Here is a 13,639-nt window from a genome sequence, read left to right on the forward strand (position 1 = left end):
CGCTAGGCTTCCTTGGTGCTGACGCGGCCTTCTGCGGGTGCGGGCGTGGCGAAGATGCGCGCATGCAGCGCCAGCAGGCGGTCGCGCACGCGCACCGCCAGGCCGTCCTCGACGTAGCGCTTGGAAAGCGCGGCCACGGCCAGCGGTACCGGCACGATCAGGATGGCGTAGGGCCAGGTCGCGGTGAGCTTTTCCTGTCCGGCCAGGACGAAAAGCTGGGTGATCGCGCAGAACACGATGTAGTGCAGCAGGTACAGCGAATAGGAGATGCCGCCCAGCCAGACCAGGACGCGCGGCACGCGCGGCTCGGCGTTCTTGTAGGTGAGCGCCATCACCGCGAACATCAGCATCAGCGGCGCGCCCCAGCGGATCGGACCGTGGACCCACACCGGCGCGGTGCGCCAGGCGGTGGCGACGATCAGCAGGACGCAGGCGGCGATCAGGGCATCGGTCAGCTTCGAACGCGGCAGGCTCAGCTTCGACCGGTACAGCAGGCCGATCAGCACGCCTGCCGCGAACTCCCACACCATGGGATTGGTGAGCTGCCCGGCCAGCGCGCTGCCGAAGTGGTAGTCGTTATTGGCCAGCAGCGACACGTAGCCGGCCGCCAGCCACGGCGCCAGCACCAGGGTCAGCACCAGCCAGGCAGCGAACGCGATCCATCGCGCCGAGCCGAACAGGATGGCCAGGCCGAATACCACATAGAAATAGAACTCGTAGTTGAGCGTCCAGCCGATCGCATACGGCAGGCCCAGATAGGGCGGCTGGTGGGTGGACACCGGCAGGAAGCACAGGCTCTTAAGAATGTTCGCCAGCGGCGCGATCGGCTGCGCCGTCGCGGCCAGGAAGGCTATCCACAGCAGCACCGCCACCGCATACACGGGCCACACGCGGGCGAAGCGCTTGATCAGGAAGCCGCTGGCATAGCGCAGCGAGCCGTCGGCGCCGCGCGTGGTGTAGACCATGATGAAGCCGCTGACCAGGAAGAACAGGTCCACGCCCTGCGCCGCGGGCATGATGTAGTGCTCCACGAACGGGCGCCATTCGGTCTCCAGCAGATAGCGGCGCGCATGCGTCAGCACCACCAGCAGGGCGGCGACGCCGCGCAGCGCCTGGATCCAGTCAAGCTTGTGTCGTTCCGCCATGGGGCGTCCGCGGTGGCATCGTTCGCGGATTTTAGACTTAAGGCTGTCTGAATCCGCAATCAATTTGGGCGTATTCCGATGCTCGCGCCGGATCTATTCCTCCGGATCGAAGTTCAGCGCCATGCGCAGCAGGATGGCCAGCGCGATGCCCGCGGCCACGCCGACCAGGATCGCTCCCGCCACGGGCTTGCTGGCGCCGCTGACGATGCTCAGCAGCATCAGCACCAGTGCGCTCAGCAGCAGCGTGATCTGTTTCGGGCCGCGCCCATGCTTTTTTGCGGATGGGCGGTTGCGCTGCGCTTTCATCGTCGATGCTCCGACTGCCGCGGATGCGGCGGACCACCGCTGCATCTTGGCGCGGGGGTGTAGAGGCGTCTCTTAGGCGCAGGCTGAAATGGCGCCCGGGGCACTGCATTCGGGACAGACGACGGGTGTTAGATGCTTTCCGCGGTCACGAAGGGGCGAAATGGACGTCCAAGCGCCATGGCGGGGACTACATGCCGATCCGTTCCGTCATGCCCCGGCAGGCGCGCTATCCTGTGCGCTCCCCACGGCCCGCCCAGGCGGGCGCGAAGTCCGGGCCATGGCCCGTAACACGGTTAAATTCATAGGGTTGCAGCGCTCATGTTGCTGATGATCGACAACTACGACAGCTTCACCTTCAACCTCGTCCAGTACCTGGGCGAGCTGGGACAGGAAGTGAAGGTGGTGCGTAACGACGCGCTCGACGTGGCCGGCATCCGCGCGCTGCGGCCCTCGCACATCATGATCTCGCCCGGCCCGGGCACGCCGGACGACGCGGGCGTGTCGCTGGACGTGCTGCGGCAGCTGGCGGGGGAAGTGCCGGTGTTCGGTGTATGCCTTGGGCACCAGGCCATCGGCCAGGCCTTCGGCGGCAAGGTGATCCGCGCCAAGCAGATCATGCACGGCAAGACCTCACCGGTGCGCCATCGCGGCCGCGGCGTGTTCGCCGGGCTGCCGGACCCGTTCGAGGCCACGCGCTACCACTCGCTGGTGGTGGAACAGGGCTCGCTGCCGGACTGCCTGGAAGTCACCGCCTGGACCGAGCATGCCGACGGTTCGATCGACGAGATCATGGGCCTGCGCCACAAGACCCTGCCGATCGAGGGCGTGCAGTTCCACCCCGAATCCATCCTTACCCAGCACGGCCACGACCTGCTGCGCAACTTCCTCGGCCTGCCGCTGAAGCTCGCCGCATGAACGGTGCCGGGCGCAGCATCACCATCACCCCGCAGGAAGCGCTGCAGCGAACCATCGAGCACCGCGAGATCTTCCACGACGAGATGATCGAGCTGATGCGCCAGATCATGCGCGGCGAAGTCAGCCCGCTGATGACCGCGGCGATCATCACCGGCCTGCGCGTGAAGAAGGAAACCATCGGCGAGATCACTGGCGCCGCGCGCGTGATGCGCGAGCTGGCGGCGAAGGTGGACGCCGCGCCGCATCCGCATTTCGTCGACATCGTCGGCACCGGCGGCGACGGCGCCTCCAGTTTCAATATCTCCACCGCGTCGATGTTCGTCGCGGCGGCGGCGGGTGCGCGCGTGGCCAAGCATGGCGGGCGCAGCGTGTCGTCCAAATCGGGCAGCGCGGACGTGCTCGAGGCGCTGGGCGCGGCGATCGACCTGCCGCCGGCCCGGGTGGCGCAGTGCATGGGCGAGACCGACATCGGCTTCATGTTCGCGCCCAACCATCATCCGGCCATGAAGGTGGTGGCGCCGGTGCGCAAGGAAATGGGCGTGCGCACCCTGTTCAATATCCTGGGGCCGCTGACCAATCCGGCCGGTGCGCAGAATATTCTGATGGGGGTGTTCCACCCCGACCTGGTCGGCATCCAGGTGCGCGTGCTGCAGCAGCTGGGCGCCAGGCACGCGCTGGTGGTGTGGGGCCGCGACGGCATGGACGAGATCTCGCTGGGCGCCGCCACCCTGGTCGGCGAGCTGCGCGACGGCGAAGTGCGCGAGTACGAGGTGGAGCCGGAGGACTTCGGCCTGGCCATGGCCTCCAGCCGCAACCTGCGCGTGGAGAACGCGGCCGAGTCGCGCGCCATGCTGCTGGAGGCGCTGGAAGGGCGCCGCGGCGTGCCGCACGACATCGTCTGCCTCAACGCCGGCGCGGCGCTGTATGCGGCCGACGTCGCGCCTTCGATCGCCGCGGGTATCGAATTGGCGCGCGCGACCATTGCCAGCGGCGCGGCTCGTGCAAAAATGGACGCTTTCGTGGCTACCACCCGAAGGCTTGCGGCAGCGTCGTAAGCCCAAGGTAGGCCAATCGCCCTAGGCATTCGGTCCGCGCGCGGCGCGGCCGAAGCTTGTGTAACCTTGGGCCGCGCACCGCGCGTTTCCCCGACCCACGCTGACGCATCCAGGCCGACCCATGACCGACATCCTGCAACGCATCCTGACGCGCAAGACGGAGGAGATCGCCGAGCGCAGCGCACGGCTGCCGCTGGCCGAGCTCAAGGCGCGCCTGGCCGACGCCACCGAGACGCGTCCGTTCGCCGATGCCGTCGAGGCCAAGATCGAAGCCGACCTGCCGGCGGTGATCGCCGAAGTGAAGAAGGCCAGCCCCAGCAAGGGCGTGATCCGCGCCGACTTCGACCCGGCCTCGATCGCGCGCAGCTACGAGCTCGCCGGCGCGGCCTGCCTGTCGGTGCTGACCGACAAGGACTTCTTCCAGGGCAGCGAGGAGTTCCTGCGCCAGGCGCGCGAGGCCTGCTCGCTGCCGGTGCTGCGCAAGGACTTCGTGATCCATCCCTACCAGGTGTACGAGGCCCGTGCGATCGGCGCCGACTGCATCCTGCTGATCGTCGCGGCGCTGGAGGATTCCGAGCTGGAGGATCTTTCGATGCAGGCCGCCGAGCTGGACATGGACGTGCTGTGCGAAGTGCACGACGCCGAGGAACTGGAACGCGCCCAGGCGCTGCCGGTGCGCCTGATCGGCGTGAACAACCGCAACCTGCGCACCTTCGAGACCACGCTGGACACCTCGATCGAGCTGCGCGAGCTGATGGACTACAACCGCATCCTGGTCGCCGAGTCGGGCATCCACACGCCCGACGACGTCGAGCGCCTGCGCGATGCCGGCATCCATGCGTTCCTGGTCGGCGAGGCGTTCATGCGCGCGCAGGACCCGGGCGCCGAACTCAAGCGGCTGTTCGCCGCGCAGTAGGGCCGACGACGTTGACAGGGGAAACCTCCACCTCGCCGGAGACGGCGGGCGACGCGGCCGTGGCGCCGCGCACCGTGCTGTTCGATTTCGACGGCGTGCTGTTCCAGGGCGACAGCTTCCGCGTGTTCATCACCGAGCGCTACGCGCGCGCGCCGCTGCGCAAGCTGCTGGCCTGCGCCAACCTGCCGTGGATGCTGCTGGTGTGGCCGCTGTCCTGGCGTACGGTGGTGCGCAGCCTGGTGCATATCGGCCTGCTCGGCGTCGGCGAGCGCCGCTACACCGCCGAGGCGCAGGCCTTCGCCGCCGCGCTGGTGCGCCGGCCCAGGCAGTTCTACCGCGACGGCCTGCAGGCGCTGCGCCGGCACCAGGCCGCGGGCGACCGGGTGATCGTGGTGACCGGCTGCGAGCGCACGGTGGCGCGCGGCATCCTCGACCAGCTCGGGCTGGACGGGCTGGAGCTGCTGGCCTCGGAGTTCAAGCCGGGACCGTTCGGCATGCGCGTGAAGTTCCACAACGTGGGGCGGCGCAAGCTGGAGCGCCTAGCCGCGCATGGCGTGCGCGAATGGCAGCTGGCCTACAGCGATTCGCTGGCCGATATCCCCATGCTCAAGGGCGCCGGGGAGGCGGTGCTGGTCAATGGCACGCCCAAGGTGTGCAAGCGGCTGGAGAAGGTGCTGGGCCGTTCGGTGACGCGGGTAGAGTGGTTCTGAGACCGCGGCGGAGGCCTTGTCGACGACCTTCCAGGTGATTATGTTAATGCTTACATATCACCGCCAGCCCTATTCCCCATGTACCTGTCCACCCTCGCCGAGCTGGCGCTCGGCAGCCGCCTGAAGGCGCTCAGCGACCAGTTCTATGCCGCGGCCGACGAGGTCTACCGCGCCTGCGGCGCCTCCATCGAATCGCGCTGGTTCCCGGTGCTGCGCTATCTGTGGGAGAGCGGCCCCGGCACCGTGGGCGAAGTGGCGGCGGCGATCGGCCAGACCCATTCGGCGGTCAGCCAATTGGTGGACAAGCTGGACACCGCCGGCATGGTCCGCCGCGAGCGCGACCCGCAGGACGGCCGCCGCAGCATCCTGGTGCTGACCGGCGAGGCGCGCCAGGCGCTGGGCGCGCTGGGGCCGGTCTGGCAGGCGATCCGCCGCGGCGTCACCGCCTCGCTGGGCGAGCAGGGCGAGCGGCTGCTGGCGGCGCTGGCGGCTTGCGAGGAGGCGCTGAAGGAGCGCCCGATCGTGCCGGCCATCCTGGCCGAGCACTCGGCCCTGCTGGCCCAGCCGCTGGAGATCGTGCCCTACGCGCCGGCCCTGGCCGCGGATTTCTACCGCCTCAACGTGCAGTGGCTGGAGCGCTATTTCCGGGTGGAGGAGATCGACCGCCAGATGCTCAGCGACCCCGAGCGCTATGTGCTGGCCCCCGGCGGCGCCCTGCTGTTCGCCCGCATGGGCGGGCAGGCCATCGGCACCTGCGCCCTGCTGCACGAGTCGCCTGGCGTGTACGAGCTGTCGAAGATGAGCGTGGACGAGAGCTTCCAGGGCCTGGGCGCCGGGCGGAAGCTGCTGGATGCGGCCATCGCCGAATTCCACCGCCGCGGCGGGCGCGAGCTGTTCCTGGAATCCAACAGCAAGCTGCGCACGGCCCTGCGCATGTACGAGCAGGCCGGTTTCGAGCTGCAGCCGTCCACCCGCGCCGGTTCGCATTACGAGCGGGCCGACGTGTACATGGTCTACCGGGCGCCCGCCGAGCGCCTGGCCGGTTGAGCCGCCCCTGAAACGAACGAACCCGGCCGGGGCCGGGTTCGTCGGGATCGGACGGGGCGGGGCGCTCAGCGGGTGCCGCGCACCACGATGGTCTTGCCGGCCACGTCGATCATGCCCTGCTCCTCCAGCTGCTTGAGCACGCGGCCCACCATCTCGCGCGAGCAGCCCACGATGCGGCTGACTTCCTGGCGGGAGATGCGGATCTGGGTGCCGTCCGGGTGGCTCATGGCGTCCGGTTCCTGGCACAGGTCCAGCAGGGTGCGGGAGATGCGGTTGGTCACGTCCATGAAGGCCATGCGGCTGACCTGGCGGGAGGTGCGCAGCAGGCGATGGGTGAGCTGGGAACCGATCGCGAACAGGATCTTCGGGCATTCCTCGCGCAGCGGGCCTTCCATCAGGTGGAACAGGCGCTCGTAGCTGATTTCGGCCATTTCGCAGGGGGTGCGGGTGCGCACCATCGACTCGCGCTGGGCCTGCTCCACGAACAGCCCCATTTCGCCGATGAACTGGCCGCGGCTGAGGTAGGCCAGGATCAGTTCGCGGCCCTGCTCGTCCTCGGTGCAGACCGCCAGCGAGCCGTCGACGATGTAATACAAGGTGTTGGCCGGGTCGCCCGGCCGGATGATCGCCGTCTTGCCGGGATAGCGGCGACGGTGGCAGAGGGCCAGGAAGCGCTCCATCGACGCCGGGTCGGGGGCGAAGCTGGCAGGGGCCTGGGAGCGTTCAAAAGCTTGTTGGAGTTGGTATTTGAGTTGCGCCACGATCTATCCCAGCTTGGAGGGCGGCAGCCGCCAGGCCCCGGAGGGCGGCGGCTGGACTTCGGTTCGTTCTTCTGTTGACCCCGCGGCATTATGGCAAACCAGCGCAGCCTGCCAAGGTTCAGTTTCTCCCTATTTTGTCGCATACTTCACGGTCTTTCGGTCACGGCGTTGTCGCCGCCCGGTCACAAGGGTCGCGGAGGCTTACGTCTTCGCGTCGTTTTTCTTTTTCTGCGGGGACCCTTGTCGCTAACCCGCCTCTACTGCTGGCCGCCCCCCGGCCATGGAGAGTCGCCGTGGTGAAACCCCTCCCGCGCCTGCGCCTGCAGGGCTTCAACAACCTGACCAAGGCCCTGAGCTTCAACATCTACGACATCTGCTACGCGGTGTCGGAAGAACAGCGCCAGCGCTACATCGAATACATCGACGAGCAGTACGACGCCGACCGCCTTACCCAGATCCTCACGGACGTGGCGGAGATCATCGGCGCCAACATCCTCAACATCGCCCGCCAGGACTACGACCCGCAGGGTGCGTCCGTGACCATCCTCATCTCCGAGGAGCCGGTGGTGGAGAAGCTCGGCCGCGACACCATTTCCGGTGCCGTAGTGGCGCACATGGACAAGAGCCACATCACCGTCCACACCTATCCGGAAACGCATCCGCACAACGGCATCGCCACCTTCCGCGCGGACATCGACGTGGCCACCTGCGGCGTGATCTCGCCGCTGAAGGCCCTGAACTACCTGATCGACAGCTTCGAGTCGGACATCGTGATCGCCGACTACCGCGTGCGCGGTTTCACCCGCGACGTGAAGGGCAAGAAGCACTTCATCGACCACAAGATCAACTCGGTGCAGGACTACCTGGCCAAGCACATCCGCCAGAAGTACGAGATGTTCGACGTCAACGTGTACCAGGAAAACATGTTCCACACGAAGATGCACATCAAGGACTTCGACCTCGACACGTACCTGTTCGAGGCGCATGCGGACGATCTGTCGTTCAAGGAGCGCCAACGCATCGAGTCGCTGCTGCGGCGCGAGATCGAAGAGCTGTTCCACGGGCGCAACCTGATGTGACGTGCATGAAAAACCCGCCGGAAGGCGGGTTTTTTTTGAGCATGGCACCCGCCGGAAGGCGGGTTTTTCTTTTGCGGGTTTCGGCGGCCTCAGATCCGGTACGCCACCTTCTTCATCACCATCGAACTCAGATGCATCAACCCGGGCAGCGGGAATGGCAGCTCGATGCCGCCGCGTTCCTTCGCCTGCTCCGCATGGCGCACTTCGTCTTCCTGCATCTGCGCCAGCACGGCGCGCGAGCGCTGGTCCTGCGCCGGCAGCGTTTCCAGGTGTTCCTCCAGGTGCGCTTCCACCTGCCGCTCGGTTTCCACCACGAAGCCCAGGCTCACCGGATCGCCCGCCAGCGCGGCCAGCGCGCCGATCGCGTAGCTGCCGGCGTACCACAGCGGATTGAGCAGGCTGGGGCGGCTGTCCAGTTCCTTCAGGCGCTCGGCGCACCAGGCGAGGTGGTCGGTTTCCTCGGCGGCGGCGTGCAGCAGGTGCTCGCGGTTCTGCTCGCTGCGGGCGAGCGCGGCCTGGCCGTCGTACAGCGCCTGCGCGCAGACCTCGCCGGTGTGGTTGATGCGCATCAGGCCGGCGGCGTGGCGGCGCTCAGCGTCGTCCAGCTCGGCCTCGTCGATGCCGGCGGAGGGCGAGGGGCGCGCGGCTTCGGGGCTGCCCGCCACGGTTTCCAGGGCGCGTTCCAGGCCGACCAGCAAGCGGTCGAGCGACGACAGGGTGCGGACATTCATGGCGGCCTCCATCTCTAAGTTTCCAGCTGCTGCGCCAGCAGGACCAGCGGGTGCTGGTGCGGCCACTGCCGCGCGTCCTGCATGCCTGCGGCGAGATGCAGGCGACAGCCGATATTGGACGACAACAGCCGCTGCGGCGCCAACGCGGCGACCTGCCGCAGGGCGTCTTCGCGCAGGCGGGCGGCGCGTTCGGGGAATTCCAGCATGTGCGTGCCGGCGGCGCCGCAGCAGTGCGGAGGCTTGGGCAGCGGGGCGACGTCGAGTCCGGGCACGCGGCGCAGCAGCCGCAGCAGCGCGTCGTCGCTGCGGGCGACATTGGTCTGCGTGCAGGGCAGATGGACGGCGACGCGCGCCTGCAGCGGGCGGAACGACAGGCGCTCGGCGCGTGCTGCCAGCAGTGCCACGGGATCGGCCACGCGCACGCCGGGCAGGGCGTGGCGCAGCGTGCCGATGCAGCCGGGAGTGATCGTCACCAGGTGGGCCGCCTTCGCGCTCCGCCAGGCGGCGTCGACCTGCGCGGCCGCACGCTTGGCGTTGGCCGCGTCGCCGCCGTGCAGATCCATGGCGCCGCAGCAGAAGGCGGGAAGCTCGACGACGCGATAGCCGGCGGCGCGCAGCAGCGTGAGTGCGGCGCGCTGCGCGTCGGCGTCCTCGACGCTGGCGATGCAGCCGGGAAAGAGGGCGATGGTGTCGGCATCCGGGGTTTCATCGGACGCAGGCTGCGGGATATAGGGCGCCGGCAGCGGGGTGCGCGGCCACAGCGCCAGGGCGCTGCGCAGCGCGGACTTCTCGGGCAGGCTTTTCGCCACCAGCGATTTCCAGCCGGCGAAGCCCACTCCGCCGAGGACCTGCCGCAGGCGCCGCCAACGCATTGGCTGACGGATAAGTCCGATTTCCCGCTCCGGCCGCCCCGGCGCCGGCCCCAGCAACGCCCGCGTCTCCACCAGCAATTCGCCATAGCGGACATTGGCCGGGCAGACCTTCTCGCAGCCCATGCAGCCCAGGCAGTGATCCAGGTGCTCGCGCAGCTCCGCGGTGGGTTCCACCTGCCCGCGGGCCAGCGCGGCGGCGATGGCGATGCGTCCGCGCGGCGACTCGGCCTCGTTGCGATCCAGCGCATACGTGGGGCAGACGGGCAGGCACAGGCCGCACTGCACGCACTGGTCGGCCAGTGCGGCAATGCGTGTAGGGGGCTTTTCTTCGGACCGGTTCATCATGCTATTATTGCCAGCTCGCAGCCCGCCGACGGTGGGCTTGCGCGATCGATGCAAGCTCCGCTATCATCTCGCGCCTTTGCACCGCCGATTATGCCAACCGCCCATGTGGCGGCAGACTAGGTATTCCGAAATGAAAACGTTCAGCGCCAAGCCGGAAAGCGTCAAGCGCGATTGGTTCGTGATCGACGCGACTGACAAGACGCTCGGTCGTCTCTCGACCGAGATCGCTCGTCGCCTGCGCGGCAAGCACAAGCCGGAGTTCACCCCGCACGTCGATACCGGCGACTACATCGTCGTCATCAACGCCGAGAAGGTGCACGTCACCGGCGCCAAGCTGGACGACAAGATGTACCACCGCTTCACCGGCTACGTCGGCAACCTGAAGACCACCAGTCTGAAGGACATGCTGGCCAGCCACCCCGAGCGCGTCATCGAGATCGCCGTGAAGGGCATGCTGCCGAAGAACCCGCTGGGCCGCGCCATGTACCGCAAGCTCAAGGTCTACGGCGGCGCCGAGCATCCGCATACCGCACAGCAGCCGCAGGCGCTGGAAATCTAAGGAACCAACATGGCGATCCAGCAGAATTACGGCACCGGCCGCCGCAAGACCTCCGCCGCCCGCGTGTTCCTGCGCAAGGGCAAGGGCGACATCGTCGTCAACGGCAAGCCGCTTGATCAGTTCTTCGGTCGCGAGACCTCGCGCATGATCGTGCGCCAGCCGCTCGAACTGATCGAAGCCACCGACAAGTTCGACGTGCTCGTCACCGTCGCCGGCGGCGGCATCACCGGCCAGGCCGGTGCGATCCGCCTGGGCATCGCCCGCGCGCTGATCGAGTATGACGAAAGCCTGAAGACCCAGCTGCGCAAGGCCGGCTTCGTGACCCGCGACGCCCGTGAGGTCGAGCGTAAGAAGGTCGGTCTGCACAAGGCACGTCGCGCTACCCAGTTCTCGAAGCGCTAATTCCCTTCGGGGGTTTCGTTTCAACGATGCAGCGCATGCAGGTCAGAGCGCGCCGCGTCGGCAGAATGTTGGGAGATCGTCTAACGGTAGGACAACGGACTCTGACTCCGTTTATCTAGGTTCGAATCCTAGTCTCCCAGCCAACACCCGGAAGCCCTTGAGCAATCAAGGGCTTTCTTTTTGCCCGCGATTCGGTGCTTGGTCAACTTGGTTGGTCAACGCGATGCGTCTGGCACACCATCTTTTGCGCCACCCTTCGGGCATGTGGCACTTTCGCCTGGTCGTCCCCAAAGCCCTTCGCGCGTCCCTGGGCGTCAGCGTCATCAAGCGGTCCTTGCGGACCCGCGACCCGACGGTCGCCCGGGCGTGGGCTTACGTGCTGGGCGCCCGTTATGCTCAAATCTTCGCCACTGCTGCCAGGGAACAGGGAGGGCGGGGCATGAGCGGCAAGCGCTGGGATGACGACGCCATCAATGAAGTGCTGCGCAACGTAGCGCAGAGTGGCGGCAAGCAATGGGAGGTCCAGGGGCCCGACTGGTTGATTCGAACGAACGGCACGCGAGAGGACCACGAAGGCGGCCTGGCCGCTTTGAATGCTCTGCTCGCGGCACCTGTTCGGGTAGCCACGGCATCGCCGTTGCCGGGTAGCCCGGTCGTCAATAGCCAGGCGCCCACACTCGCCGAAGCCATCCAGTCGTACAGCGAAGTCGAGGCCAAAGGGCTCAAGCCCAACACTTGGTCGCAACGCCGCCGCTCACTCGCCGGCTTCGCGGAAGCGATCGGTGGGCATCTGCGCGTGGATGTCATCACCCGACCGATGGCCGCGAACTGGAGCGACGGGCTGATTCGTGCGGACAAGGCTAAAGGGTATGCGGCCAACTGCGTGAGCCACGTCGCTCAGTTGTTTGAAGCTCTCTGTTTGAAGGGAGTGGTCCCCACCAATCCCGTGAAGGGGCTGGTGGTTTTGAAAAAGAAGGAGAAGGCGGCGCGCCGGTCAGAGGGGCACGAGTGGGAGCCCTTCGAAGAAGCGCAACTCAAGCGCATCTTTGACCCGGCCAACCTGGCGCGTACGCGCATGGAGCACGTGCGATGGAGTGCCCTCATTGCGCTTTACACGGGCGCCCGCGTGGGCGAAATCGCGCAGATCTTCCTGCGGGATTTCGTTATGGACCAGGGAACCAAATGCGTGTTGATTCATGCGGACAGCGACGGGCAGGGCGTGAAAACCGGCGAGGGTGGGGAGCGCAAAGTTCCGCTGCATCCGGACCTGCTTCGGTTGGGGCTATGGGAGCGCGTCGAGGCCTTGCGCGCAGCGGGGGCTGAGCGGCTGTTCCCGGCCATGCGCATCGACAGCGCGGCCGGCAAAGGCGCCAGCGTCTCCAAAGGGTTTTCCTACTACCTTGCGGGCTTGGGCATTGAAGCGCGCCGGGAGCACGGCATCATCGGAATGCACTCGTTGCGCAAGAACGTCATTCAAATGCTTCAAGGATCGTCGCTCCCCGAGGAGCGACGTCGCGCGTTGGTCGGTCATGAGCCAGGAGATCCGCCAGCGGATACGCACCAGACGTCGTACATGCGAGCCTGGACCGCTGCGGAACTGGCGGTCTATTTTCCGGGGCTGCCGTGGGGGCAATGGTTGGACTTCAAAGGGCTGGGGCCATTGCTCGCCTTGGTGGAGACCCAGCCCAGGCCTGAGCGGAAGCGCCGGCAGACGCCGCCCCAGGGTGGGAGTAAGCGGCAACAAACGACGGCTTAAAAATGGACAGATATGCAGATTCAGGACGATACGATGGACGACCGGCCACCACGGCTTCAAGTGGGCGGCGTCTATCTTCAAATCGCTAAGCACGATTGCCATGCCTGCGGGCAGGCAACGCCGGTTTACGCGCTGCTACTGGTTGGCCCGTTCGTTGTCGAGGGCGAAGTGGATTTGGCGGTCGAACTGACCGACGACAGCACCGCGACGTTGCCGAACCCGGTTCGCTTGCCTGAAGCGGTCGCGGCTTTTGCTACCCAACATTCTCAGGGGCGTTTCCGTACGGACTTCAGCAGGGCGGAGGAGCGACCGTACTGGATGAACCATTGTCAGCACTGCGATACCAAGATTGGCGCGTGGTATGTGCACAACGCTGGTGGGCCGTTCTTTCCATTGAACGAGAGCGATTTTCCCAGCATCACCGCAGGGCGGTTGGAGGGGGCTTTTGTGTTTGACGACCCATCGCTCGGGGCGAGCTCGGCGATGGACACGTGGCGGCATTGGTTTGAACGGCAATGATTTGAGTTGCTCTATGGTCCGCAATCAAAAATATTTCAGGACAAAGCAGTCTTACCGGTTTTCGAGCGCAGATAGCCGATGTCGCTGGCGGGCACGTTCCTATGTCTTAGGGCGAGGTCGTGATGGGTGTGAGCACGCCTATACCTATTGCGTTAAGGAATACCGATTTCTTGGTGTTAATAGCGATGGCTCTGCAAGTAGTGTCCGCATTCCGCCGACAGTTCTTGGGCGGTGTAAGAGTCGCGGCGAAAGAGTCTCTTTTCATCACAATCACCCGAGTCTTTCCCCGCTTAGCTTCGGAGATTTGGCTCTTCTGGGTAGGTTTGGGGGGCTCTACGAAATTCATGCGCACACGGGGGCTGGCGGGCACTTTATGGCACGTCGAAGCGCTCGATGGCGCCCCTCTTGGGAGCAGAGATTGATTCAGTGGTACGCCCCCGCTTTCGTAGACGGTTAGCTACTGGATTTTGAGTTAGCCGCCTCGAACATCATTGGCGCAAGGCCTCCCAGATGTCCATGGC

At 66.4% G+C, this 13,639-nt stretch carries 15 protein-coding genes and 1 tRNA gene; 11 read left to right on the forward strand and 5 right to left on the reverse strand.

Features of this window, described 5'->3' with window-relative positions:
- Nucleotides 1-2: 2 nt before the first annotated feature.
- Both FHW85_RS18855 and FHW85_RS18860 read right to left on the reverse strand, forming a co-directional pair.
- On the reverse strand, nt 3-1,145 hold the full coding sequence (locus FHW85_RS18855; RefSeq protein WP_168649282.1) for an acyltransferase: 1,143 nt from the start codon (nt 1,143-1,145) through the stop codon (nt 3-5).
- A 93-nt stretch (nt 1,146-1,238) separates the two neighbouring features.
- Nucleotides 1,239-1,451, reverse strand: a complete 213-nt coding sequence (locus FHW85_RS18860) for a hypothetical protein (protein ID WP_168649283.1) — start codon at nt 1,449-1,451, stop codon at nt 1,239-1,241.
- A 318-nt stretch (nt 1,452-1,769) separates the two neighbouring features.
- Here FHW85_RS18860 and FHW85_RS18865 point away from each other — a divergent pair, with 318 nt between their 5' ends.
- The 5 genes from FHW85_RS18865 to FHW85_RS18885 all read left to right on the forward strand — a co-directional run bounded on the left by FHW85_RS18865 (nt 1,770) and on the right by FHW85_RS18885 (nt 6,094).
- Entirely contained in the window at nt 1,770-2,366 is a 597-nt protein-coding gene (locus FHW85_RS18865) for an aminodeoxychorismate/anthranilate synthase component II (RefSeq protein WP_167252610.1), read from the forward strand.
- The gene (trpD, locus tag FHW85_RS18870; protein WP_210427855.1) at nt 2,363-3,421 is read left to right on the forward strand and encodes an anthranilate phosphoribosyltransferase; all 1,059 of its coding nucleotides are present in this window, start codon (nt 2,363-2,365) and stop codon (nt 3,419-3,421) included. Before FHW85_RS18865 ends, trpD begins: the two co-directional genes overlap by 4 nt.
- A gap of 121 nt (nt 3,422-3,542) precedes the next feature.
- Entirely contained in the window at nt 3,543-4,337 is a 795-nt protein-coding gene (trpC, locus tag FHW85_RS18875; protein WP_167252609.1) for an indole-3-glycerol phosphate synthase TrpC, read from the forward strand.
- 11 nt (nt 4,338-4,348) lie between these two features.
- Complete coding sequence (locus tag FHW85_RS18880) at nt 4,349-5,047, forward strand: HAD family hydrolase (protein WP_168649284.1); 699 nt, start codon at nt 4,349-4,351, stop codon at nt 5,045-5,047.
- Between the two features lie 78 nt (nt 5,048-5,125).
- Entirely contained in the window at nt 5,126-6,094 is a 969-nt protein-coding gene (locus FHW85_RS18885) for a helix-turn-helix domain-containing GNAT family N-acetyltransferase (RefSeq protein WP_168649285.1), read from the forward strand.
- A 65-nt stretch (nt 6,095-6,159) separates the two neighbouring features.
- Here FHW85_RS18885 and crp read toward each other — a convergent pair whose 3' ends face one another.
- The gene (gene crp, locus FHW85_RS18890; protein ID WP_208399577.1) at nt 6,160-6,774 is read right to left on the reverse strand and encodes a cAMP-activated global transcriptional regulator CRP; all 615 of its coding nucleotides are present in this window, start codon (nt 6,772-6,774) and stop codon (nt 6,160-6,162) included.
- A 374-nt stretch (nt 6,775-7,148) separates the two neighbouring features.
- Between crp and speD the strand changes: the two genes are divergently transcribed.
- Nucleotides 7,149-7,934, forward strand: a complete 786-nt coding sequence (speD, locus tag FHW85_RS18895; RefSeq protein ID WP_026633844.1) for an adenosylmethionine decarboxylase — start codon at nt 7,149-7,151, stop codon at nt 7,932-7,934.
- An 89-nt stretch (nt 7,935-8,023) separates the two neighbouring features.
- Here speD and coq7 read toward each other — a convergent pair whose 3' ends face one another.
- A complete protein-coding gene (coq7, locus tag FHW85_RS18900) occupies nt 8,024-8,665 on the reverse strand; it encodes a 2-polyprenyl-3-methyl-6-methoxy-1,4-benzoquinone monooxygenase (RefSeq protein ID WP_168649286.1) in 642 nt (213 codons plus the stop codon).
- A 14-nt stretch (nt 8,666-8,679) separates the two neighbouring features.
- Nucleotides 8,680-9,882, reverse strand: coding sequence for a (Fe-S)-binding protein (locus FHW85_RS18905; RefSeq protein ID WP_168649287.1), 1,203 nt, complete (start codon nt 9,880-9,882; stop codon nt 8,680-8,682).
- Nucleotides 9,883-10,012: 130 nt separating this feature from the next.
- Between FHW85_RS18905 and rplM the strand changes: the two genes are divergently transcribed.
- The 5 genes from rplM to FHW85_RS18930 all read left to right on the forward strand — a co-directional run bounded on the left by rplM (nt 10,013) and on the right by FHW85_RS18930 (nt 13,118).
- A complete protein-coding gene (rplM, locus tag FHW85_RS18910) occupies nt 10,013-10,441 on the forward strand; it encodes a 50S ribosomal protein L13 (protein WP_167252604.1) in 429 nt (142 codons plus the stop codon).
- Nucleotides 10,442-10,450: 9 nt separating this feature from the next.
- Complete coding sequence (gene rpsI, locus FHW85_RS18915) at nt 10,451-10,843, forward strand: 30S ribosomal protein S9 (RefSeq protein WP_167252603.1); 393 nt, start codon at nt 10,451-10,453, stop codon at nt 10,841-10,843.
- Between the two features lie 69 nt (nt 10,844-10,912).
- Nucleotides 10,913-10,986 (forward strand) — tRNA-Gln (locus FHW85_RS18920).
- A 296-nt stretch (nt 10,987-11,282) separates the two neighbouring features.
- Nucleotides 11,283-12,599 (forward strand): site-specific integrase, encoded by a 1,317-nt coding sequence (locus tag FHW85_RS18925; RefSeq protein WP_168649288.1) that lies wholly within the window; start codon nt 11,283-11,285, stop codon nt 12,597-12,599.
- Between the two features lie 12 nt (nt 12,600-12,611).
- On the forward strand, nt 12,612-13,118 hold the full coding sequence (locus FHW85_RS18930; RefSeq protein ID WP_168649289.1) for a hypothetical protein: 507 nt from the start codon (nt 12,612-12,614) through the stop codon (nt 13,116-13,118).
- Nucleotides 13,119-13,639 lie beyond the last annotated feature (521 nt).

It is taken from the genome of Dyella sp. SG609, assembly GCF_012275375.1.
In the GTDB taxonomy this organism is placed as follows: Bacteria; Pseudomonadota; Gammaproteobacteria; order Xanthomonadales; family Rhodanobacteraceae; genus Dyella_D; species Dyella_D marensis.

What these genes read in the sequence shown, in the direction of transcription:
- rplM (WP_167252604.1), top strand. Translation starts at nt 10,013, where the DNA reads ATGAAAACGTTCAGCGCCAAGCCGGAAAGCGTCAAGCGCGATTGGTTC.
- FHW85_RS18865 (WP_167252610.1), top strand. Translation starts at nt 1,770, where the DNA reads ATGTTGCTGATGATCGACAACTACGACAGCTTCACCTTCAACCTCGTC.
- FHW85_RS18885 (WP_168649285.1), top strand. Translation starts at nt 5,126, where the DNA reads ATGTACCTGTCCACCCTCGCCGAGCTGGCGCTCGGCAGCCGCCTGAAG.
- crp (WP_208399577.1), bottom strand. Translation starts at nt 6,774, where the DNA reads ATGGAGCGCTTCCTGGCCCTCTGCCACCGTCGCCGCTATCCCGGCAAG.
- FHW85_RS18930 (WP_168649289.1), top strand. Translation starts at nt 12,612, where the DNA reads ATGCAGATTCAGGACGATACGATGGACGACCGGCCACCACGGCTTCAA.
- FHW85_RS18860 (WP_168649283.1), bottom strand. Translation starts at nt 1,451, where the DNA reads ATGAAAGCGCAGCGCAACCGCCCATCCGCAAAAAAGCATGGGCGCGGC.
- FHW85_RS18905 (WP_168649287.1), bottom strand. Translation starts at nt 9,882, where the DNA reads ATGATGAACCGGTCCGAAGAAAAGCCCCCTACACGCATTGCCGCACTG.
- FHW85_RS18925 (WP_168649288.1), top strand. Translation starts at nt 11,283, where the DNA reads ATGAGCGGCAAGCGCTGGGATGACGACGCCATCAATGAAGTGCTGCGC.
- trpC (WP_167252609.1), top strand. Translation starts at nt 3,543, where the DNA reads ATGACCGACATCCTGCAACGCATCCTGACGCGCAAGACGGAGGAGATC.
- trpD (WP_210427855.1), top strand. Translation starts at nt 2,363, where the DNA reads ATGAACGGTGCCGGGCGCAGCATCACCATCACCCCGCAGGAAGCGCTG.
- coq7 (WP_168649286.1), bottom strand. Translation starts at nt 8,665, where the DNA reads ATGAATGTCCGCACCCTGTCGTCGCTCGACCGCTTGCTGGTCGGCCTG.
- rpsI (WP_167252603.1), top strand. Translation starts at nt 10,451, where the DNA reads ATGGCGATCCAGCAGAATTACGGCACCGGCCGCCGCAAGACCTCCGCC.
- FHW85_RS18855 (WP_168649282.1), bottom strand. Translation starts at nt 1,145, where the DNA reads ATGGCGGAACGACACAAGCTTGACTGGATCCAGGCGCTGCGCGGCGTC.